23 protein-coding genes are annotated in these 20,434 nt (G+C 63.5%); 3 read left to right on the top strand and 20 right to left on the bottom strand.

Features of this window, described 5'->3' with window-relative positions; genetic code table 11:
- Window positions 1-261: 261 nt before the first annotated feature.
- Complete coding sequence (locus IE122_RS03865) at window positions 262-594, top strand: PilZ domain-containing protein (protein ID WP_189619804.1); 333 nt, start codon at window positions 262-264, stop codon at window positions 592-594.
- A gap of 89 nt (window positions 595-683) precedes the next feature.
- Here IE122_RS03865 and rpmE read toward each other — a convergent pair whose 3' ends face one another.
- The 10 genes from rpmE to pyrH form a co-directional block, all read right to left on the bottom strand.
- The gene (rpmE, locus tag IE122_RS03860) at window positions 684-911 is read right to left on the bottom strand and encodes a 50S ribosomal protein L31 (protein WP_189619803.1); all 228 of its coding nucleotides are present in this window, start codon (window positions 909-911) and stop codon (window positions 684-686) included.
- A gap of 114 nt (window positions 912-1,025) precedes the next feature.
- On the bottom strand, window positions 1,026-1,475 hold the full coding sequence (gene fabZ / locus IE122_RS03855) for a 3-hydroxyacyl-ACP dehydratase FabZ (protein ID WP_189619802.1): 450 nt from the start codon (window positions 1,473-1,475) through the stop codon (window positions 1,026-1,028).
- A 17-nt stretch (window positions 1,476-1,492) separates the two neighbouring features.
- Window positions 1,493-2,203 (bottom strand): OmpH family outer membrane protein, encoded by a 711-nt coding sequence (locus IE122_RS03850; protein WP_189619801.1) that lies wholly within the window; start codon window positions 2,201-2,203, stop codon window positions 1,493-1,495.
- The gene (bamA, locus tag IE122_RS03845) at window positions 2,203-4,893 is read right to left on the bottom strand and encodes an outer membrane protein assembly factor BamA (RefSeq protein WP_373299106.1); all 2,691 of its coding nucleotides are present in this window, start codon (window positions 4,891-4,893) and stop codon (window positions 2,203-2,205) included. The genes IE122_RS03850 and bamA overlap by 1 nt, the downstream gene beginning before the upstream one ends.
- Window positions 4,894-5,108: 215 nt before the next feature.
- Window positions 5,109-6,491: an RIP metalloprotease RseP gene (gene rseP / locus IE122_RS03840; RefSeq protein ID WP_189619799.1), complete on the bottom strand. Its 1,383-nt coding sequence runs from the start codon at window positions 6,489-6,491 to the stop codon at window positions 5,109-5,111.
- 30 nt (window positions 6,492-6,521) lie between these two features.
- On the bottom strand, window positions 6,522-7,676 hold the full coding sequence (locus tag IE122_RS03835; RefSeq protein WP_189619798.1) for a 1-deoxy-D-xylulose-5-phosphate reductoisomerase: 1,155 nt from the start codon (window positions 7,674-7,676) through the stop codon (window positions 6,522-6,524).
- Window positions 7,676-8,395 (bottom strand): phosphatidate cytidylyltransferase, encoded by a 720-nt coding sequence (locus IE122_RS03830; RefSeq protein ID WP_189619797.1) that lies wholly within the window; start codon window positions 8,393-8,395, stop codon window positions 7,676-7,678. The genes IE122_RS03835 and IE122_RS03830 overlap by 1 nt, the downstream gene beginning before the upstream one ends.
- On the bottom strand, window positions 8,382-9,071 hold the full coding sequence (gene uppS / locus IE122_RS03825) for a polyprenyl diphosphate synthase (RefSeq protein ID WP_189619796.1): 690 nt from the start codon (window positions 9,069-9,071) through the stop codon (window positions 8,382-8,384). The genes IE122_RS03830 and uppS overlap by 14 nt, the downstream gene beginning before the upstream one ends.
- A 34-nt stretch (window positions 9,072-9,105) precedes the next feature.
- Window positions 9,106-9,663, bottom strand: a complete 558-nt coding sequence (gene frr, locus IE122_RS03820; RefSeq protein WP_189619795.1) for a ribosome recycling factor — start codon at window positions 9,661-9,663, stop codon at window positions 9,106-9,108.
- Window positions 9,664-9,666: 3 nt separating this feature from the next.
- Window positions 9,667-10,389 carry a UMP kinase gene (gene pyrH, locus IE122_RS03815; protein WP_189619794.1) on the bottom strand — a complete coding sequence of 241 codons (723 nt, stop codon included), beginning with the start codon at window positions 10,387-10,389 and terminating at the stop codon, window positions 9,667-9,669.
- A gap of 172 nt (window positions 10,390-10,561) precedes the next feature.
- On the opposite strand from pyrH, the gene IE122_RS03810 reads away from it, so the two are divergent.
- Window positions 10,562-10,957, top strand: coding sequence for a hypothetical protein (locus IE122_RS03810; protein WP_189619793.1), 396 nt, complete (start codon window positions 10,562-10,564; stop codon window positions 10,955-10,957).
- 73 nt (window positions 10,958-11,030) lie between these two features.
- On the opposite strand, the gene tsf is transcribed toward IE122_RS03810, so the two are convergent.
- Both tsf and rpsB read right to left on the bottom strand, forming a co-directional pair.
- On the bottom strand, window positions 11,031-11,954 hold the full coding sequence (gene tsf / locus IE122_RS03805) for a translation elongation factor Ts (RefSeq protein WP_189619792.1): 924 nt from the start codon (window positions 11,952-11,954) through the stop codon (window positions 11,031-11,033).
- Between the two features lie 123 nt (window positions 11,955-12,077).
- Window positions 12,078-12,833, bottom strand: coding sequence for a 30S ribosomal protein S2 (gene rpsB, locus IE122_RS03800; RefSeq protein WP_189619791.1), 756 nt, complete (start codon window positions 12,831-12,833; stop codon window positions 12,078-12,080).
- 417 nt (window positions 12,834-13,250) lie between these two features.
- Here rpsB and IE122_RS03795 point away from each other — a divergent pair, with 417 nt between their 5' ends.
- On the top strand, window positions 13,251-13,544 hold the full coding sequence (locus IE122_RS03795; RefSeq protein WP_189619790.1) for a hypothetical protein: 294 nt from the start codon (window positions 13,251-13,253) through the stop codon (window positions 13,542-13,544).
- 419 nt (window positions 13,545-13,963) lie between these two features.
- Here the strand turns inward: IE122_RS03795 and IE122_RS03790 are convergent, their stop codons facing one another.
- From IE122_RS03790 to IE122_RS03755, 8 genes are all read right to left on the bottom strand, one after another.
- Window positions 13,964-14,752, bottom strand: a complete 789-nt coding sequence (locus IE122_RS03790) for a CDP-alcohol phosphatidyltransferase family protein (RefSeq protein ID WP_189619789.1) — start codon at window positions 14,750-14,752, stop codon at window positions 13,964-13,966.
- A gap of 32 nt (window positions 14,753-14,784) precedes the next feature.
- On the bottom strand, window positions 14,785-15,534 hold the full coding sequence (locus IE122_RS03785; protein ID WP_189619788.1) for a phosphatidylserine decarboxylase: 750 nt from the start codon (window positions 15,532-15,534) through the stop codon (window positions 14,785-14,787).
- 402 nt (window positions 15,535-15,936) lie between these two features.
- Window positions 15,937-16,548, bottom strand: a complete 612-nt coding sequence (locus IE122_RS03780; RefSeq protein ID WP_229813734.1) for an SOS response-associated peptidase family protein — start codon at window positions 16,546-16,548, stop codon at window positions 15,937-15,939.
- A 39-nt stretch (window positions 16,549-16,587) separates the two neighbouring features.
- Complete coding sequence (locus IE122_RS03775) at window positions 16,588-17,709, bottom strand: tyrosine-type recombinase/integrase (RefSeq protein WP_189619787.1); 1,122 nt, start codon at window positions 17,707-17,709, stop codon at window positions 16,588-16,590.
- 3 nt (window positions 17,710-17,712) lie between these two features.
- Window positions 17,713-18,192 carry a helix-turn-helix domain-containing protein gene (locus IE122_RS03770; RefSeq protein WP_189619786.1) on the bottom strand — a complete coding sequence of 160 codons (480 nt, stop codon included), beginning with the start codon at window positions 18,190-18,192 and terminating at the stop codon, window positions 17,713-17,715.
- A 5-nt stretch (window positions 18,193-18,197) separates the two neighbouring features.
- A complete protein-coding gene (locus IE122_RS03765) occupies window positions 18,198-18,386 on the bottom strand; it encodes a helix-turn-helix domain-containing protein (protein ID WP_189619785.1) in 189 nt (62 codons plus the stop codon).
- A gap of 100 nt (window positions 18,387-18,486) precedes the next feature.
- Window positions 18,487-19,287, bottom strand: coding sequence for a hypothetical protein (locus IE122_RS03760; RefSeq protein ID WP_189619784.1), 801 nt, complete (start codon window positions 19,285-19,287; stop codon window positions 18,487-18,489).
- Between the two features lie 11 nt (window positions 19,288-19,298).
- A complete protein-coding gene (locus IE122_RS03755; protein ID WP_268249006.1) occupies window positions 19,299-20,372 on the bottom strand; it encodes a type ISP restriction/modification enzyme in 1,074 nt (357 codons plus the stop codon).
- Between the last annotated feature and the right edge of the window lie 62 nt (window positions 20,373-20,434).

Here is a 20,434-nt window from a genome sequence, read left to right as displayed (position 1 = left end):
CGGCCGGGCCCGTTTGGTGCAGACGCCGCGCCCGGCCCGGCTCCTCAGCCCGGTCGTTCGCGGCTTGGTTTCACCCGGATGCCGTTTGCGGCATCTCCCCCGCCTGTCCCCCTTCTATGGCGTTTACCGGGCAGTAAGGCAAATCCGCCAAGATGCAGGTGACGCCGGCAGCGCCGATCAGCCGGGTTGCAATCGATAACAGTGCCTCCGGATACCCGGAGCGGTACGAGAACAGGACGTGATCGCGTGAACATGCCGCTGATGAGGTTTCAGTCCGAGATCGACGACGATCCGTTCGAGCGCCGCCGCGAAACGCGCCACAATTCGGCGGTCACGGTCATGCTGCAGTTCGCCTCGGGCAGCCGCACTTCCGTCCAGCTTACCGACGTATCGCTGCACGGCTGCTGCATTCGCGGCGACAGCGATCGCCTGCATCAGGGCCGCATCCTGTCGATCGGCCTGAACGACCACCCGATGCTCGACGCGATCGTGCGCTGGGTGCGCGATGATACCGCCGGGATGGAGTTCCTCCACCCGGTGCCGGTCGAACGCCGTGAATGGCACGACCTGATGGATAGCGGCTTCGGGCTGTAAAGGCGCTCCCCAAACGAAAACGGGCGGCCCGCAGGGACCGCCCGTTTGCATATCGACCACCCGCGATGCGGGCGGCACCGGTGGTTCGCTTACTTCTTGTTGAGCGAGAGACCGCCGAAACGCTTGTTGAACTGGGCCACGCGGCCACCATCCTGCAACTGCGCCTTGCCGCCGGTCCAGGCCGGGTGCGAGGTGGGATCGATGTCGAGCACCAGCGTATCACCTTCCGAACCCCAGGTCGAACGGGTCTGGAACGTGCTGCCATCGGTCATCTGGACCGTGATCATGTGGTAATCGGGATGGGTATCGGCCTTCATGGTCTTACTCTTTCGCATGTGGCCGGTTCCGACCGGCCTGCTTTCGGAAAGCGGCGCGCATAGCGCCGGATCGGGCAAAAAGCAAGGCGCGAGTGGCCCTGCCCCCGGATGCCGTCAACCGTCCGCGATCATCGCCGTGAAATTGACGTCGCAAGTCACCTTGTCCTCGATCGACGCCTTGCCCCAGAACTTGCAAACCCGTGCGCGCTTCTGGACGAAGCCGGCACGCAGGGTCAGCAGGTTGCCGGGGGTGACCGGAGCGCGGAACTTGGCTTCCTCGATCGCCATGAAATAGACCAGCTTGCCGGTCCCGGCGAGGCCGAGGCTTTCGATCGCCAGAATCCCCGCCGCCTGCGCCAGCGCCTCAATCTGGAGGACGCCGGGCATGATCGGACGGCCGGGGAAATGGCCCTGAAAGAACCCTTCGTTGAAGCTGACCGCCTTGACCGCCTCGATCTCCTCGTCGGAAATCGAGACGACACGGTCGACCAGCAACATCGGATAGCGGTGCGGAAGCGCCGCCAGGATCTTTGCGGTATCGTAAGGCTCGGCAAGCTCGCTCATGGACGGATCAGCCTGGCTCAGCGGCCACCGGTGGCGGGCGCGGCGGGCTGCTGACCCTGGGCCGCAGCCTGCTGAGCCTTGGCTTCACGGACCTGGCGCGGTTCCCAGCCGGCGGGCGGCACAAGCTGCGCGGCCGGGATCAGCGCGTTCAGTTCGTTCAGGATGTCCTGATTGAGGTAGTAAGCGCCGCCATTGGCCGCGATCACCGAATCCGGCGCAAGCAGGAGCGAGACGCCCTTCTTGGTCATCGCGTTCTTGATCGCGTCGTTCAGCTTGCCCTCGATCTGTTCCTGGACATAGGCCTGCGACATGCCGACCGGCATCAGGATCTTCTGGATGTCCTGCTTGCCCTGGTTCTGGATGCCCTGGAGCTGTTCCAGTTCCTGCTGCAGCAGCGCATTGTTGGGCTTGGCGGCGGCGCGATCGGCGTTGAACTTGTCGACCAGCGGCTTGAGCTGGGCGTTGAGCTGATCTTCCTTGGCCTTGGCCGCGTCGAACTGGGCCTTGTACGTGGTCTGACGCTGGGTCGCGGCGGTCTGCTGCGCCGACGAATTGGCGACGATCGCTTCGATATCGGCGATGCCGATGCCTTGGGCGATGGTTCCAGTGGCGGCCGGAGCAGCGGCGGGAGCCGCCTTGTCCTTGTCCTTGGCGAGCGCGGGCTGCGTGCCGGCGAGGACGAGCAGGGTGGTTGCGGCGAGAAGCGCCGTCTTGAACGAGTTACGCATCAGAATTGGGTTCCCACGTTGAAAGTGAAGGTCTTGGGGTTATCACCCTTCTCTTTGAGGATAACCTTCGAGAAATCGATGCGGAACGGCCCGAAGGGCGAGTTCCAGTTCACGCCGATACCCACGGCAAGGCGCGGCTTCCACGAATCGCCGACATAGGTTTCGGTGAAGTACTGCCGCGAGCCGATAGCCTGGTTGGCGACCCCGCTGGCATTCGTCGGATCGGTTGTGGTTGTGGTGGTGTCAAAAGTGCCGTCGGCCTTCACCGGATAGTAGAGTTGCTGGCCCGAGCTGTTACGCGACCCGAAGAAGCATTCCGGCTTGTCCGGCTGATTGGGATCGCATTGCGAAAGATTGGGGCTCTTGATGCTCCAGACCGCGCCGGCATCCGCGAAAATGGACGGACGAAGGCCCAGTTCCTTGGCACCCGATCCCAGCGGAATCTCCAGTTCGGCGCGTGCCTGATAGTAGAAACGGCCACCCAGCGCGTCGTCGGTGTCGGTCGTCTCTTCAACCGTGGTGACCGGCGGCGTCCCCGTCGTCGTCTTGCTGTAATACTGGCGGATCACGCGCGGACCCACGCCGCGGATGCCGAAACCGCGCAACTGCGGCTCTCCCAGGTAGAAACGGTCGGTCAGGCGGATATCGTCACCCCCCCAGCCCTTGATGGCACCGCCTTCACCCGAGAGCGAGAAGATGAAGCCCTTGTAGAGCGGGAAGAACTTCGAGGCATTCAGCCGCCCGCGGATGTAGTGGACATCGCCGCCCAGCCCCGCGACATCGACATTGACCGAAGCGGTGATGCCGCGCGTCGGACGCACCCGGTTGTCGAGCGTGTCGTAGATCAGCGACAGCCCGGCAATCGAACTCAGCCGCTTGCCGATCGCATCGCACAGGTAACGGCCGGCGCGCAACGGATCGCATGACAGCTTGCCGCTGGAATCGATCGAGTAATAGGTGCCCTTGTCGAGCGTCACGTCGTCGTAGTTGAGCGTATAACGACCGACCGTGGTCAGATATTCGGTCAGCGGGACGCCGGCGCGAACCTGGAAACCGGTGGTCGATTGCTGGTAAGTCGTGTTGCGATCGGAGTTCGCATAGTTGAAGCTGTTGTAATCGCGGCGGTAGATATCGACGCCGAGCGACACGTTCTTGTCGAACAGGTAGGGTTCGACGAAGCTGGTCTGCACGCTCTTGGAATAGCGCGAATAGCTGCCGGAAAGGCCGATCGTCTGCCCGCGCCCGCGGAAGTTGCGCTGCTGGATCGAGGCCTGGAAGATGAAGCTTTCAAGGCTGGAGAAGCCGGCAGAAAGCTGGAGTTCGCCGGTCGGCTTTTCTTCCACGTTGGCTTCGAGGATGATGCGATCGGGTGCCGATCCCGGCTTTTGTTCGACTTCGAACTTTTCCTGGAAATAGCCCAGCGACTTGATGCGGTTGGTCGAACGCTTGACCTGCAGCGAGTTGAACGCATCGCCTTCGGCCAGACGGAATTCGCGGCGTACCACCTTGTCCTGGGTCAGCGTGTTGCCGTTGATGTCGATCCGCTCGACATAGACGCGCGGGGCCTCGGCGATCACGAAGGTCAGACCCATGGTGAGGTCTTCCTTGTTGCGATCGTACTGCGGGCGCACATCGGCGAAGGCATAGCCGAACGCGCCGGCGGTCTCGTTCAGGCGGTCGATGGTGTCTTCGACCATCTTGGCGTTGTACCAGTCGCCCTTCTTCATCGGCAGACCGGAGGCCAGCTTGTCGCCATCGAAATCGCGCAACTGGCTGTCCACCTTGACATCGCCGAACTTGTAGCGCTTCCCTTCCTCCACCACGTAAGTGATGATGAAGTCCTTCTTGTCCGGCGTCAGTTCGGCCACGGCCGAAACGACGCGGAAATCGGCATAACCCTCGGTCAGGTAGAACTGGCGCAGCTTCTGCTGGTCGAACGCCATGCGATCGGGATCATAGCTGGTGGCGGAGCTGAAGATCTTGGTGAGCCCAGCCTCCTTGGTGACCATCTCGCCGCGCAGCTTGCCGTCCGAAAACTTGTCGTTGCCGATGATGTTGATCTGGCGGACCTTGGACTTGTCGCCCTCGGTGATCTCGAACACGATATCGACCCGGTTCTGGTCGAGCATGACCATCTTGGGTTCAACCGTGGCGGCGTAGCGACCCTGGCGCTTGTACAGCTCGATGATGCGGGCAACATCGGCGCGGACCTTGGACCGGGTGAAGATCTGGCGCGCGGCGACCTTGATCTCCGGCAGGATCTTGTCGTCCTTGATGCGCTTGTTGCCTTCAAGGATGATGCGGTTGACGACCGGGTTTTCCTGAACCTGGATGGTCACCTTGCCGGCATCGTTCGTGACCTGGACGTTGGTGAACAACTCGGTCGCGTAAAGGTCCTTGAGCGCCTTGTCGGCAGCGGCGGCCGTATAGGGCTGGCCGACGCGCAGATCGATGTACGACATCACCGTCTGCGGTTCGAGCCGTTCGGCACCGGTGACCTGGATGGAATCGATTCGCTGGACAACTGCCGGCGCGGCGGCGGGCGGGGGTGCTGCCGTGGCGGCAGCGGCGGCGTCCTGCGCCGCAGCGACGGCAGGCATCCCACCGATGATCGTGGTTGCCAGCAATGCCGCGGCAAGCTTCGTCACCGGGCGCGCTTTCGTGCTGCCAACCATTTCCCGTCCCGTCATTCTACGCAAAATCCTGTTAGCGCACTTGCGGCAGCCCGGCTGGCACGCAAGACCCTGATGAATGCCCGCGCAACCGGCATGAAGCCGGCGCACGGGCGGACAATCGCAGCCATCTGCCCGATGGAGCGGATGCGATCAAGCAGCCAATCCCGGACGCGGCCCGTTCCCCGCATTTTCCTTGGCGCTATCCCCCGAAAAAGGTGATGAACGCCCCCTCACCCGCCGAATATCGGCAGCGACACCAGATCGTTGACGGTGACGAACAGCATGAGCGCCAGAACCAGCGCCACACCTGTCCGGATCGCCCATTCCTGGCTGCGCAGACCCAGCGGTTTGCGACGGATGCATTCGGCTGCGTAGAAAGCCAGATGCCCGCCGTCGAGGCCCGGAATTGGCAGGAGGTTGATGAATGCCAAGTTAATCGAGATGAGCCCGACGAAGGCCACGAATTCTTCCCAGCCAAGGCTGAACTGCTCGCCCGAATACTTGGCGATCTTGATCGGGCCGCCCAGTTCCTTGACCGACCGTTCGCCGCTGAAGATCTGGCCGATTCCAGCCCCCATCATGCGCATGGTGCTCCAGCTTTGCGTCACGCCAAGCTGCAGCGCCTCGCCCACGCCGACCGGTTCGATCAGCCCGCGCGAGTTGCGCACGCCCAGCCTGCCGATGGTAGTGGGCTTGCCGTCCGGGCCGACCGTGGGCACCGCTGCCAGCGTGACCGGCACCGTCAGCCGCTCGTCACCCCGCGCCACAGTGACGACGACCGTCCGGCCCGGCATCGTCGCGATGGTTTCAGCCAGCGCTGCAAAGCCGTTGACCGCCTTGCCGTCCACCGCCAGCAGCCGGTCACCGATCTTGAGCCCGGCTTTGTGCGCCGGGGAATCGACCGCAAAGTGGCCGATCACCGCCGGGGCGAAATCGATGCCGAGATCGGCGATCCGCCCTTCGTTGCCGAACTGGTCGCGCACGGTGCGATCGTGCAACCGCACCGGAACGACGACGCGCCGGCCATCGCGATCGACCGCCAGCGCGACGGTACGGCCGGGATAAGGGGTCACGTACTGGCCGATATCGTAAGGCGTCTCTACGTTGTTGCCATCGACCGCGACGATGCGATCCTGCACCCGCAGCCCGGCATCGCGCGCATCGGAGGTTTCGGCAAAACCATAGACGATCGGATCGGCAACGATCTTGCCATAGGCGAAGCTGAACGCCGCGAAGATAAGGATCGCGAGGATCAGGTTGGTCAGCGGCCCCGCCAGCACGATCAGCGCGCGCTGCCACAGCGGCTTGACGTGGAACGTCTCCGACCGCTCTTGCGGGGTCAGGTTGCTGTCATCGGCGGCGGCACTGGCCGGGTTCATGTCGCCCGCGAACTGGACGTAGCCGCCCAGTGGCACGGCGGAAATCTTCCAGCGGGTGCCGCGCCGGTCGGTCCACCCGAACAGTTCCTTGCCGAAGCCGATCGAGAAGGCGTTGGCCTTTACCCCGAACAGGCGGCCGACCAGATAGTGGCCGAGTTCATGGATCAGCACCAGCGGCCCCAGCACCAGCAGGAAAGCGAACAGCGTGGTGATCAGGCCGGGTGATGCGGTCAACTTGGGAAAACTCCCCGAAAGGAAAGAGGGTCAGGCACTGGCGGCAAGCTCGCGCGTCCGCGCCCTGGCTTCGGCGTCAACGGCCAGCACGTCCGCCAGGCTCGCGGGCGGCGCGGGCGCGAAGCAGCCGAGCACATGGTCCACCTGTGCGGCAATCCGGGTGAACGCAATCTGACCGGCAAGGAACGCCGCCACCGCCACTTCGTTGGCCGCATTGAGCACGGCGGGGATGGCCCCGCCCGCCTCTGCCGCCTGCCGCGCCAGGCGGGTGGCGGGGAAGCGCTCTTCATCGGGCGCGCGAAAGGTCAGCTCGCCGATCGCCGCCAGATCGAGCGGCGCGCACGGCGTGTCCATCCGCCCCGGCCAGGCCAGCGCCGATGCGATCGGCACGCGCATGTCCGATGGGCCAAGCTGCGCCAGCGTCGACCCGTCGCGATACTCGACCATCGAATGCACCACTGACTGCGGATGGACGATGATCCGCAGCCGATCGAGGCCGACCGGGAACAGGTAATGCGCCTCGATCAGTTCAAGGCCCTTGTTGAACATCGTCGCGCTGTCGACGCTGATCTTGGCCCCCATGTCCCAGTTGGGATGGCGGACCGCTTCGGCGGGGGTGGCGGCGCTCAGCCGCTCGGCCGACCAGTCACGAAACGGCCCGCCGCTGGCCGTGAGGGTAATCGAGCGGACGTGATCGAGATCGTTGCCGGACAGGCACTGGAAGATGGCATTGTGTTCGGAATCGATCGGCAACAGCGTGGCCCCATGCCGGGTCACCGCCGCCGTCATCACCTCGCCGGCGGACACCAGCGCTTCCTTGTTGGCCAGCGCGATCACGCCGCCCTGCTCGATCGCCGCCATCGTCGGCGCAAGCCCGGCGCAGCCGACAATCGCCGCCACGGTGACGTCAGCCCCACGGGCCGCGGCCTCGACCACCGCCTGCGGGCCGCCCGCAACCGCAATGCCGCTGCCGGCCAGCGCCTCGCGCAGGGCGGGAAGCTGCGTTTCGTCGGCAACGACGGCGAGTTCGGCGGAAAATTCGCGCGCGAGCCGGGCAAGGTCGAGCACGCTGGAGTTCGCGGTGAGCGCGACCACCCGCCAGTCGGCACGGTTGCGGCGCACGAGATCGAGCGTCGACGCCCCGATCGAACCGGTGGCTCCGAGCACGGACAGGCTGCGCACCATCAGGTGTAGCCTTGCGCTTTCAGCGCGATGTAGAACAGGCCCAGCACGAAGCAGACCGATAGCAGACCATCCACCCGGTCGAACAGCCCGCCGTGACCGGGAATGAGACGAGATGAGTCCTTCACCCCGGCGCGCCGCTTCATCCAGCTTTCGAAGAAGTCCCCCACTTGCGCGACCACCGCCAGCAGTGCGCCGTAAAGCGCCGGTATCCAGGCCATGCGTTCGATCCCTGCCAGCCCGGGCACGCGCGCCGCGTATAAAGTGAGGCCGGCCAGCACGGCTGAAGCTGCAGTCATGCCGCCCAGCAGCCCGGACCAGGTTTTCGACGGGCTGATGCGCGGGGCAATCTTCGGGCCACCGAACGTCCGGCCGGCGAAATAGGCACCGATGTCGGTAGCGATCACCGCGCCGACCACGGTCAGAACCAGATGCAGCCCCCCGTCAGCGCCGCGCAGTTCGACCAGCGTCAGCCCGGCGATGCCGACATAGACGATCCCGCCCGCGTTCCACAGGCCGCGCGCCACCGGGTGAGGCGTTCCCGCGCGGGCGATGCGGATCCATTCCCACATCACCCCGGCACTGACCAGCGCGACGAACAGCGTCCAGACCATGCTCCCCAGCCACAGCGCGGTGCCGGCAACCGCGATCATCACCACCGCCGAGGCGGTGCGCGGGCCGAGGTCCGAGCGCTTCGGGGCGGGTGCCTCAGCGTCCGCCATAGCGCCGGTCCCTGCGGCCGAATTCGGCGATGGCGTCGCGCAAGTGGTCCACGGTGAAATCGGGCCACAGCACATCGGTGAACAGCATCTCGGCGTAGGCCGCCTGCCACAGCAGGAAGTTCGACAGCCGCACCTCGCCCGAAGTGCGGATCAGGAGGTCGAGCGGCGGCAGGTCGGCGGTGTCCAGTTCGGCCGCGATCGTCTCGGGCGTGATCGCGCCTTTCGCGGCAGCAGAGCGGGCGGCGCGGGCAATCTCGTCATGGCTGCCATAGTTGAGGGCGACCACCATGGTCGTGCCGGTATTGGCCGCCGTGCGCGCCAGCGCGCCTTCGATCAGTTCGACAACATCGGGCTTGAAGGCCTTGTAATCGCCGATGATCTTGAGCCGCACACCAGCCTGCGCGAACTCTTCCAGGTCGGACAGGATGAAGCGCTTCATCAGCCCCATCAGGTCGGCAACCTCGTCCTCGGGCCGGCCCCAGTTCTCGGTCGAAAAGGCGTAGAGCGTCAGCGCTTCCAGCCCCAGCTCGCGCGCGCCGCGGACCACGCGGCGCACCGCCTCCACGCCCTTCTGGTGCCCCAGCGCGCGGGGCAGCAGGCGTTTCTTGGCCCAGCGGCCGTTGCCGTCCATGATGATGGCGACGTGCCGCACGCGCCCCGGTTCCGGCTTGCTCATCCCGTCCTGCCCCCGCAAGTGCCCCGCAGCCGGGTCACTTGCCGAGGATTTCCTTTTCCTTCGACGCGAACACCTCATCGACCGACTTGATCGTCTCGTCGGTCAGCTTCTGCACCTCGGTCTCGCCGCGCTTGCGGTCGTCTTCCGAGATTTCCTTCTTGTTCTCGTCGGTCTTGAGGTTTTCCATGCCGTCGCGGCGGACGTTGCGAATGGCGACACGGGCCTTTTCCGCATACTGCCCGGCCAGCTTGGCCAGTTCCTTGCGGCGTTCCTCGGTCAGGTCCGGGATCGGCAGGCGCAGGGTGTTGCCATCGTTGATCGGGTTGAGCCCCAGACCGGCAGAGCGGATCGCCTTTTCGACCGGGCTGATGTTCGATTTGTCCCACACCTGCACCGAAAGCATGCGCGGTTCCGGGGCGGAAATCGTCGCCACCTGGACGATCGGCATCATCGCGCCGTAGACCTCGACTTGGATCGGTTCGAGCAGCGCCGTGTTGGCCCGCCCGGTGCGCAGGCCCGACAGATCATGCCGCAGCGATTCGACCGCCCCCTTCATCCGGCGCTCAAGATCGGCCTTGTCGTACTTGGCCATGGGTCAGGCTCCTTTCTGGACGATCGTCTTGGTCCCCTCGCCCGCCAGGATCCGGGCAAGATTGCCCTTCTCGCGGATCGAGAAGACGACGATCGGGATCGCGTTATCGCGGCACAGGGCCACGGCGGAAGCGTCCATCACCTTCAGATTATCGGCGAGGACCGTATCATAATTGACTGTTTCATAACGCTTTGCATCGGCATTCGTCTTGGGATCGCTGTCATAGACGCCATCCACACTGGTGCCCTTGAGCAATGCATCGCAGCGCATTTCCGCAGCCCGCAGCGCCGCGCCGCTATCGGTGGTGAAATAAGGCGCGCCGACACCGGCGGCGAAGATCACCACCCTGCCCTTTTCCAGATGCCGCTCGGCCCGGCGGCGGATCACCGGTTCGCAAACCTTGTCCATCTCGATCGCGGATTGCACGCGGGTGTGCACGCCCAGCTTTTCCAGTGCGTTCTGCATCGCCAGCGCGTTCATCACGGTCGCCAGCATGCCCATGTAATCAGCCTGCGCGCGGTCCATGCCTTTGGCCGCCCCGGCCATGCCGCGAAAGATATTGCCCCCGCCGATGACCAGGCAGATCTCCAGCCCGCTATCGCGCGCTTCCTTGATCTCCTGCGCCATCTCGGCGACGAAATCGGGATCGATGCCGAATGCCTGGTTCCCCATCAAGACTTCGCCCGAAAGCTTGAGCAGGACGCGCTTGTAGAGGGTGGTCGACATGCCGCACGATCTCCTGGGGACTGGGGTCGGGTGCGGCTTTAGGGTGACAGGCGCGGATTGCCAAGGGGTTGGTATTGACCGAAGCAAGTCTTACGCGTGATGATGGAATGCGAAAGTTCGCTCAGGTAGCCGAACCGGCTGCCTCAAACAGTTCGGACTGACAGGGGTAACTGTGACCGACAGCTTTGAATCGACGATGCAGGGGCTGACCGACGACGAACTGGTGCTGATCGCTCATGGCGATACAGACGATTACGAGCAGGCTGCAATGGCGGCCGCCCGTAACGAGATCGCGCGACGCGGGCTGGCGGAAGATTTTGTCACCACCGCACTTGAGCATGAAGAGTTACGAGACCGTGCGGAAGCCCTTCGGCCCGATCTGCCGCTTAGCACGCTAGCGCGCATCGTCTTGATAGTAATCGGCCCGTTCAGTTTCTGGCCGGCGATTATACTTGGCGCGCGCGGTTACCGACGAAAAAGTCGAGAAGCCTGGATATGCCTCCTGATCGGGATAGCCTTCCAATGGGGCGTGATCGGACTGCTATTCGTGATCTTCGATGTGATGTGAACAACAAGGGCCCGGGAAGCGAATGCACTTCCCGGGCCCTTGTTGTTCCGTTCCCGAAGGAACCGGCTGGAAATCAGCCGGCGACCGCCGCAGCCACTTCGGCCGCGAAGTCGGTGACTTCCTTTTCGATGCCTTCGCCAAGCTGGAAGCGCACGTAGTCCTTGAGGACGATCTTCGCGCCGGCTTCCTTGCCGGCAGCGTCGACGACCTGCTGGATCGGGGTCTTGTTGTCCATCACGAAGACCTGCGAGAGCAGTGCGTTTTCCTTGGCGTACTTGGCGATCGCGCCATCGACCATCTTGGCCTGGACCGCTTCGGGCTTGCCCGATTCGGCAGCCTTTTCCTGCGCGATCTTGCGTTCGCGCTCGATCAGCTCGGCGTCGAGGTCGTCAGCGGTCAGCGCCAGCGGGAAAGCGGCGGCGATGTGCATCGCGATCTGCTTGCCGAGCGCTTCAAGGGCGGCAGCGGGAGCGGCCGATTCGAGCGCGACGAGCACGCCGATCTTGCCGAGGTTCGGGGCGGCGGCGTTGTGCATGTAAGGCACCACGAGACCTTCCGAGACTTCGACGGTCTTGAGGCGGCGGACCTGCTGGTTTTCGCCGATGGTGGCGACATTGTTGGTCAGCGCCTCGCCGACGGTGCCGCCGGCGGGGTAGGCAGCGGCCTTGAGCGCTTCGACGTCATCGCCCGAAACGCTGAGGGCGACTTCGGTGGTGTTGCGCACGAAATCCTGGAACTGATCGTTCTTGGCGACGAAATCGGTTTCCGAGTTGACCTCGACGGCAACGCCCCGGGTTCCGGTCACGGCCACGCCGACCAGGCCCTCTGCCGCGGTGCGGCTCGACTTCTTGGCAGCGGCGGCCAAGCCCTTGGCGCGCAGCGCGTCGACCGCGGCTTCGAGATCGCCGTTGGTTTCGGTCAGCGCCTTCTTGCAGTCCATCATGCCGGCGCCGGTGCGCTCGCGCAGGTTCTTCACGTCAGCGGCGGTGTAAGCCATCGCTCAAATCCTTCTGGCTAGAAAAGCCCCCTTGGCAGGGATGCTCAAAATGGGTGCGCGCCAGGCCCATTGGACCCGGCGCGCGACAATTCCATGACGAAAGTGTCGTCAGCGCCGGGGCGCTCAGGCTTCGACAGCAGCCTCGGCGACGGGCTCGTCCATGGCGCCGAGATCGGCACCGCTGGTGATGACCGCTTCGCGGCCGCCCTTGGTCGCTGCCTGGGCAACGGCTTCGCAATAGAGGCGCACGGCGCGGCTGGCGTCGTCGTTGGCCGGGATCGGGAAAGCGATGCCATCGGGCGAGACGTTCGAATCGAGGATGGCGACGACCGGGATACCCAGCACGTTCGCTTCCTTGATGGCGAGGTCTTCCTTGTTGGCGTCGATCACGAACATCACGTCCGGGATGCCGCCCATGTCGCGGATGCCGCCCAGCGACAGCTCAAGCTTGTCGCGCTCGCGGGTCATCTGCAGGATTTCCTTCTTGGTGAAACCCGACATGTCGCCCGAAAGCTGCTCTTCGAGCGACTTGAAGCGCTTGATCGAGCCCGAGATGGTCTTCCAGTTGGTGAGCATGCCGCCCAGCCAGCGGTGGTTGACGAAGTGCTGGCCGCACGAACGGGCGGCTTCGGCGATCGGCTCCTGCGCCTGGCGCTTGGTGCCGACGAACAGCACCTTGCCACCGGCCTGGACGGTCGACGCGATGAAGTCGAGCGCGCGGGCCATCAGCGGCACGGTCTGCGACAGATCGATGATGTGGATGCCGTTGCGGGCACCGAAGATGTAGGGCTTCATCCGCGGGTTCCAGCGATGCGTCTGGTGGCCGAAGTGAGCGCCGACTTCGATAAGCTGCGACATGGTGACGACGGGAGCCGCCATAATTCAATTCCTTTCCGGTTCGACCTCTGGAAAGCTGGAACCGCGCGCAAGAGCCCGAAAGCTCCGGCCACGATCGGCACCGGGATGTGTGCTTTCCATGTGGATTTGTATCGACGCGCCGCCGGCCCCGCATGGAGCCTGCGATTCGCCTGCGCCGGTGCCCTTAGCCCCCCTCCGCCGCGAAATCCAGCATTTTGGCGCAAGGTTGCATCGCCGATTTGCGGGAAGTTTCGCCGGACAGCGCGGCGTTTGCGTCGAAACGGACCAGATAGGGCGGAACCAGCGTCCAGCGCGGCGCATTTTGCGATAGGTTAAGCCGATCAACAGACAAGACTGTTCAGCGGCGCGCCACATCAGGATCGGCACAGCCGGCACACAAAGTCAGCAAAGGGGGCACGACAACCGGAGCGACGAAGCATGAGCATCATGACCCTGCCCAACTTGCTGTTCACGGCCCTGTTCATGGCCGCGCTGACCACGGCAATCATGATCCTGTGGCGCTGCTGGACCGCCCTCATCCCCGCCTACCGCGCCCTGCGCGCCGAACTTGACGGTGTGCCGGAAACCCTGCCGGTCCGCACCCGGCTGACGCTGCCGCCGATCCGCAAGCGCAGCTTCGGCCCGTTTCCTGCTATTGCGACCCAGCGCAGCCTTGCGACGAAGCCAATGCGCGCGGCGGTACGCCAGAATCAGGTGGTCCACTTTGCCTGAACGTCACGCGGGCAACGGGCGCATTTCCGATGTTATGGATGAACGCGAGCGCGGTCTCTTCTTGCTACACATATGCCAAGCGCAAATTCGCGCTTGACAGCGACAGAACAAACAGCGAACAGATGGAGCAGAGGAACATCGATAGAACAAATCGGCGTTTCCCACAAGTTGTCCACAGCCCGTCAACAGCCTTGCCCCTTGGGGCGGGCAATCCCTTTCGCGAGGTAGCCCGATGACCGTGTTCGCCAGCACCCTGTTCGCTCTTGCCGCTATCGCCGCGCTGGCCACGATCATCCGGGCCTGGACAGCAAGCGGACGTGAAGCCTTGGCCCTGCGCCACCAGCTTGCAGGCTGTTCCGGAGAGCTGACGGTAGAATGGGCCGTAGTCGAGCGGATCGGTGCCGCTCCTCTCGCCTCGCTCAGGGCTGTGTCGGCTCGTCGCTTGCCGGAAGGACGTCGCCATATGGATCGGCCGATGCTGGCGTGGCCGCAGCCCTCATGCGCGGCTTGACCCTGGCATAAGTGGCAAGGCCGACCGGGATCAAGGCGATATAGACCAGCGTGACTGCCACCAGCGTCAGCCAGGGCTCGGTCAGCAGCGCAGCGACCACCAGCCCGGCCAGTGCGATCACGGCGATGCGCATTCCCGGTGGCGGACGCAGCCGTTGCCAGCTCAAGGTCGGAACGCTCGAAATCATAAGCACCGCCACCAGCGCAACCCAGGCGGCCACGATCAGCGGCTGCGCGAATTCGGGTCGGCCGCTGGCGATCCAAAGGTACATCGGCAGAAACGCCATGCCCGCCCCCAGCGGCGCGGGAACCCCGGTCAGGAAGCCGGCGGCCTTGTGCGGCTGATCGAAGATGTCGAGCCGCGAATTGAACCGCGCCAGCCGCAGCACGCAGCAAATCGCGAAAGCCAGCGCCGCGATCCAGCCCAGGCTGGGCAACTGGTGCAGGGTCCACAGATAGACGATCAGCGCAGGTGCAACGCCGAACGAGATCGCATCGGCCAGACTGTCCAGCTCGGCACCGAACCGCGTCTGTGCCTTGAGCAGGCGCGCGGCGCGGCCGTCCAGCCCGTCGAGCACCCCCGCCAGGATCACGGCCTGCACCGCCCGGTCGAAATCGCCGCCGATGGCAAAGCGGATGCCGGTCAGCCCCGAACAGAGCGCGGCGGCGGTGATGGCGTTGGGAACGACCGCGCGCATCGACAGACTGGACGCAAGGCGCGGCCGCGGCCTCACTGGGCGATGCCCTCGATCACCGGCGCATCGCCGACCATGCCGAGCACGGTTTCGCCGGCGATGATCCGCTGGCCCATCAGCACGCGCGGTTCGGTCCCGGCGGGAAGATAGACGTCAACCCGGCTGCCGAAGCGGATCAGCCCGATGCGCTGCCCTCCGGCAACGATATCGCCCGGCTTGACGAACGGCACGATGCGGCGCGCGACCAGCCCGGCGATCTGCGTGAAGCAGACACGCAGGCCATCGCCCCGCTCGATCAGGATATGCTGGCGCTCGTTCTCCTCGCTCGCCTTGTCGAGGTCGGCGTTGACGAACTTGCCGGGGATATAGACCACGCGCCGCACCGATCCGCCGATCGGGGCACGGTTGATGTGGACATCGAACACGCTCATGAAGATCGAAACGCGCGTGAGCGGCTCGGGGTTCATCGGCGCATGGCCGCTGCCGTCATCGACCAGCAGTTCGCGCGGAGGGGCAACCTTGCGGATCAGCGTCACCAGCCCGTCGGCCGGGGCCACGATCGCGCGGTCGTCGCGCGGGGTGACCCGCACCGGATCGCGAAAGAACGCACAGACGCAATAGGTCAGCACCGTCAGCGGCCAGCCCACCCAGGGGCCGAACACCAGCCACCCCGCCAGCGCGACCGCCCCGGCGATGGCCCCGAACTTGCGTCCTTCGGGATGCACCGAAGGCCAGCTCCACGACGCTTCGCCGCGCCCCTGATTGTTGAAAATATCGTCCGTCATCGGGTCCATCTAGGCCCCGCCCGGCATGAGGGCAATGGCACCGGCCAAATTCCCCGGCAGTGGCCCGGCCCTGTCGATCGGGCCGCAACCGCGATGTCGGGTTGAAGGGCCAGGGCTTGTATCGAACTACCGACACAATCAATTGATTTATTTGTGAATTTATTGACTGGAAAATTCCGCCCCCACATTCTCCCCCACACTATTGGGGCGAGGACAGGCCGAAAGCGACAAGATCGAGATAGCCGCGACGGAATGTTGACTGCCCCCACATTCCCCAGCCCCCGCTAACCGCCCAAACCGATCTTGTGCAGGATTTGTTCTATCACACCACGGCCAGCCGCATCGCGCTTGACCGCCATAAGGAACAGCAGCTTATGGCTGGACGCTAAGGGGCGCGAAGCGTCATTCCACCTTCATCATTTGCGATGGATAAGGGACTGCCAGTTCACAGGCCCCGGCGTAGTCAGCCGAAAGCCATTCGTCATAATCATCCGTATGTAGGATCACCGGCATCGCCTTGGGATGCAGCGCTGCAACAAGCGGGTTGGGTTCGCACGTCAGGAAGGCGAACACGTTGCCCGAATCGCTCGCCCGCCAAATCCCCGCGAACGCAGACAACAGCGCGTCGTTTACCGTAAACCAGTGTTCGGCCCTGCCCGCTCCGGTTTGTGGTTCTGCAAAGGATGAGAACGGCACAAGGCAGCGCTGCAATGGTTCCGCCAAGATCGCCTTCCAGAACGGACTGGCCAGATTGCGAACATTGGTAACGTGCTTGGTTATCGTGGTGCCGGGGCGTTTACCGGCAAGCGCCAGCGGCACCCCCCACGCCATCTTATCCAAAGCCTTCCGGCCTTCCACCGTCCGGGCAACCAGCGCCTGCCGTTTCGGCCAGAGGTCCGGTTCCGGCAATCCATCATACAAATCCCAGCCGATATACTCGCGCCAGGTCGAAATTGCTTCAGGATTGTTGCGGTAGTGATTGCACATCAAGAAATGATAGCGGCTTGCGATCATCGAGCAAAGGCAGTGAGCGGCTGGACGCCAAGCTGACTTCTAACTTTGCCCGCCGACAACATTTTGCATCATCGCCATGAATTGCGCGGCAAAGGCTGGATCAACTCCGGATGCAAACCTGCCAGCCGCGCCTTTCGCAGCTCCCAAGCCCCGGATCAATTCCGCCTGCCGGTGTGGGGCAACGGTTCCATAGCTCGTAAGCGTCGTCATCACCCGCTCGTGCCCAAGGTTTTGGGACCATGCCTTGAATTGCTCCGGCGTGGTGCAGACCTGTTCGCCAAGCTGCACCAGCGTATCGCGCAGCGAATGCGGGTTGAAATAGGGTAGGCCAGCGGCCGTAAAGGCTTTGCGGAAAATGTCCCGGATCGGCCCGGCCCCCTGCCAGCACTCTCCCCGGCGCAGGCCAACCGGGGCAAAGCCGCCATTTTCGCCCAGCCCCATTTGCGTGGGCGGGAACAGCGGGTCATCGTCGCCCCAAAGCATGGTGCTGCGCAGGTGATCGCACCAGTCCCGCACTATCTGGAGCGCGTCACCGCCAACCGGGAAGAACCATGTCGCAAAGGTCTTGCTGGCCTTCGTCCGCACGTCGCGCGCGTCCTGATCGACGCGACCTTGCACCAGATCGACATGCTTCAACCGGAACGAAGCCAGCGCCCCGTCGCGTGCGCCTGTCAGCAGGGCAAAAGCCACCAGCGCCCGGTTGCGCAGTTCGATGGAATCGCCGGTCGGCATGGTGGCGATGACGTGGTGGACCTGTTCCAGCGTCGGAAACGCCTTGTGCCGCGCCGCTTTGGCAATCCGCACGTCCTTTTCGGCCAGGTTGAAATAGTCGGCATCGGCATAGGACAGGCGGGACTTGTAACCGGGCTGGCCCGCCAGCCAGACGAAGAACGCGCGCAGGGCGGACAGCGTGGAATGAACCGTCGCCCGGCTCAGCGGCTTGCCGGTGCGGACAGCGGTTTCCTTGTCCAGCTTGCTCTTGAAGGCCACCGCCTGCGCCCGGTGAAAGGTCTTGAAGTCCCTATGCCCGTTCGCCTCTTCAAAACGCGCCAGCGCCTTGGCAACGGCATCGATCGATCCTTCGTCGCGGCGCTGCGCCTCCTTCAGATAGATGAAGTATTCGCGCTTGATCCGGGCGTTCGCGGCATTGTGTTTTGCCATGGTCTAACGGTCCTTTCGGTTGTCACAATTCAGGGAAGGTTCGGTGCGCTCACATATGCGTGGGCCTGCCTCCCTGATTTGGACGTCCAAATCGGGCATGATCGCCGGAATTGCGGCCAATCGGGTGCGGCGGTGCATCATGGTGCCGCAGGCCTCGCAAAGGGCGATCAGGTTGCCCGTGGTGGCATTCTGGCGGGTGGCTTCGACCATGCCCATAGCTGGCGCGCGCGGCTGGCGGCACTTGAAGCAATAGAGCGTGCCGGGTGGACAGGGCCGCTTGCGGCTGGCTTTACGCTTGGCAAGGAAAGCGCGAACCGTCGCCCCGTCAAACAGCGTGGGGCGGCCCTTGCTGACAGGGACCAGCCCGTTGGCCTGCCAGTGCAGCACGGTGTTCTTGTGGACGCCAAGGCAGGTTGCCAGTTCCGCCGCACTGTAGATGCGGTGGAGCTTGACCCGGTGCAGCTTGGCCCGTTGCGGGGCCATGGCGATCAGCTCTGCCCTTCAATCAGCGCGCGCAGGCTGGCGGCGGGGATCAGGGTGCGCCTGCCGATCTTGCGCGCTTCCAGCCGCCCTTCGCCGATCAACTGGTACAACCGGGTACGGCCTAGCGACGAAATGCGGCAGGCTTCGCGGACGGAATAGGCCAGCGGTTCAATCGTCGGGCTTGCGGTATTCATGGGAAAGTCTCCGTTCATTTGCGAACGGGGCTAACCTGCTCTGGATGCGGACGGCTGGTCCGCCGGTTACCCGCAAAAACTGCCTGAAACCGGGTTTTTATTACTCCTTCTCCCAAGCCCGAAAGGCATCGAAAATGCGCTTGGCGTGGGTCCGGACAACGGAATCAGACGGGTGCAAGTCCTGACTGGCAAGCCATGAGGCAAGCTCGCGGCCCACGTCGGCAATAGTATGGGGTTTAAAGTCGCCGCGATAGTAGCGGCCGGCCATTTCCAGTGCCGCCAATTCCCAATCGGCAGCGGGTGGACGTCCGCCCTTATTAGTGTTGGGCGTGAACTGGACGGTTTCCGGCTCTGGCAAATTCTCGCTTAGAATCGGCTTCGGATTGCTCAGACGGACATCGATATTCCAAGCCGAGTACCACTCTTCCAGATAATTCGATGACCACGTGTCCGTGTCCGGCGGACAAACGGCGATACTGAAGCGATTATCGCCAAACTCCCATTCATAACGGGCGCACGCCTTTATGCCGAGTCGCTCTAGGTCCACTGTGTGGCTCGGCCACTCATTCCCCGCCAAACTCCGAAATTCCTCGGCGATTGAGTCAGCGAGGGCTTGCCAGCGCAGTGGCTTCAAAATCTCTTGAGTGCCTTCAAGATGATAGAAATCGCCATGTTGATATTTCCGCCACTGGTAGTCTCCCCATGCCGTAAGCTCGCCTCTGCACAACAGCGTCAGGACTGCCTCGGCGGGCCTGACGATGCCTTCCAAAGCCAGCCGGTTTACTATCAAGCTCAAGCTCTTTGGGGCGTTGTAATCGCAAGCATCATCATACCAGTGTTGCCAGTCCCATTCGCGCATGATGTCCAGTGCGGCAGTGGCGGCTTCGGCGCGCTTATCCATGGCGCTGCCGCTCAATCCAGTGGCACTTCAATGGTGCGCATGATGCGGTCGGTTTCGGCCAAAATTTTGATAATTCGCTGATAGTGGCGGATGTCGTCATAGGTCAGGGCGCGGCCCTTGCGGTCTTTCAGCCACTTTTGCGCGGGCTGATAGCCGCCGATGTGGAAGTCCCACGCAATCGCGGGCACGCCGTCAAAATACTGGTCCGCATTGATCCAGACTTGGCCGTTTTCATGGCGCGGCTTGTCCAGCACGCTGTCGCCATCGCCGTGGAAGGGATAGGGCGTTGCGCCGATGGCGGCATCTTCCATTAGATGCAGGCGGCGCAGCGCCTCGCCCTTTTCGCTGATCGCGCGGAAGCTCTCCGGGCTGGCCGGGAAAGGGATGCGGGGGAAGCCGATCTTCAGGAACTCGGCATAGCGCGCGCGATAGGCGGGGCTGTGCAGCACGCCATAGATGTAATCGAATACCTTGACCTCATCGGGGCGGGCATTGCCGGTGGCCTTGCGGAAGGTATCGGTGCCATCGGGTTTGGTCAGCGGGGATGTGAGGCCAGCCGCCTTGCGGATTTGGGCATATAGCTCGAGATCGAAATTAACGTGGATGGATTCGTCCAAATGGCCGGTATCAGTATATCTTGGGTAATTAGGGTGGGGGTAGAGGTAAAGCGGGAGATTTGATGTAATATCGAATCCGCTGAAAGCTTTGTGTCCGGCAATGTGGGCGCATACCAATGCACCCAGACCGTCCTTGGTCTGCTTCGGCAACATCATTGAGATGTTCTCGTGGTCTGCCAAATGGCGCATGACTTCTTCACGCGGATAGCAGAGAAAACCACGCGAATTGCCAGTGTAATAGGTCCAGCGCGTATCGAACGGGCGGTAGGCAATTGGCATTAGATAGTTTTGACCAAAGTTCACCGTTACATCGGCCTTAGCCCCTTCGACGGTCCAATCCCGTGCGTCCTCGCCCAACTTATACTTATCGCGCAGGGCCTCTGCGGCAAGCTTGGTGAAGTCCTGCACACGCAGCCACAGTGCGCCGCGATCCATGTCGATCGTCAGTTCATCGCGGGCGGTCACGATGCCTACTGAATGACATACCGGCTGACGCCGGTAGGATCATGCGGAGGGGCTGAAGCCGTTCA

The organism is Novosphingobium colocasiae (genome assembly GCF_014652555.1).
Taxonomy (GTDB): domain Bacteria; phylum Pseudomonadota; class Alphaproteobacteria; order Sphingomonadales; family Sphingomonadaceae; genus Novosphingobium; species Novosphingobium colocasiae.
Note: the sequence above shows the minus strand (reverse complement) of the source record. Positions and strands in the feature narration are given on the sequence as shown.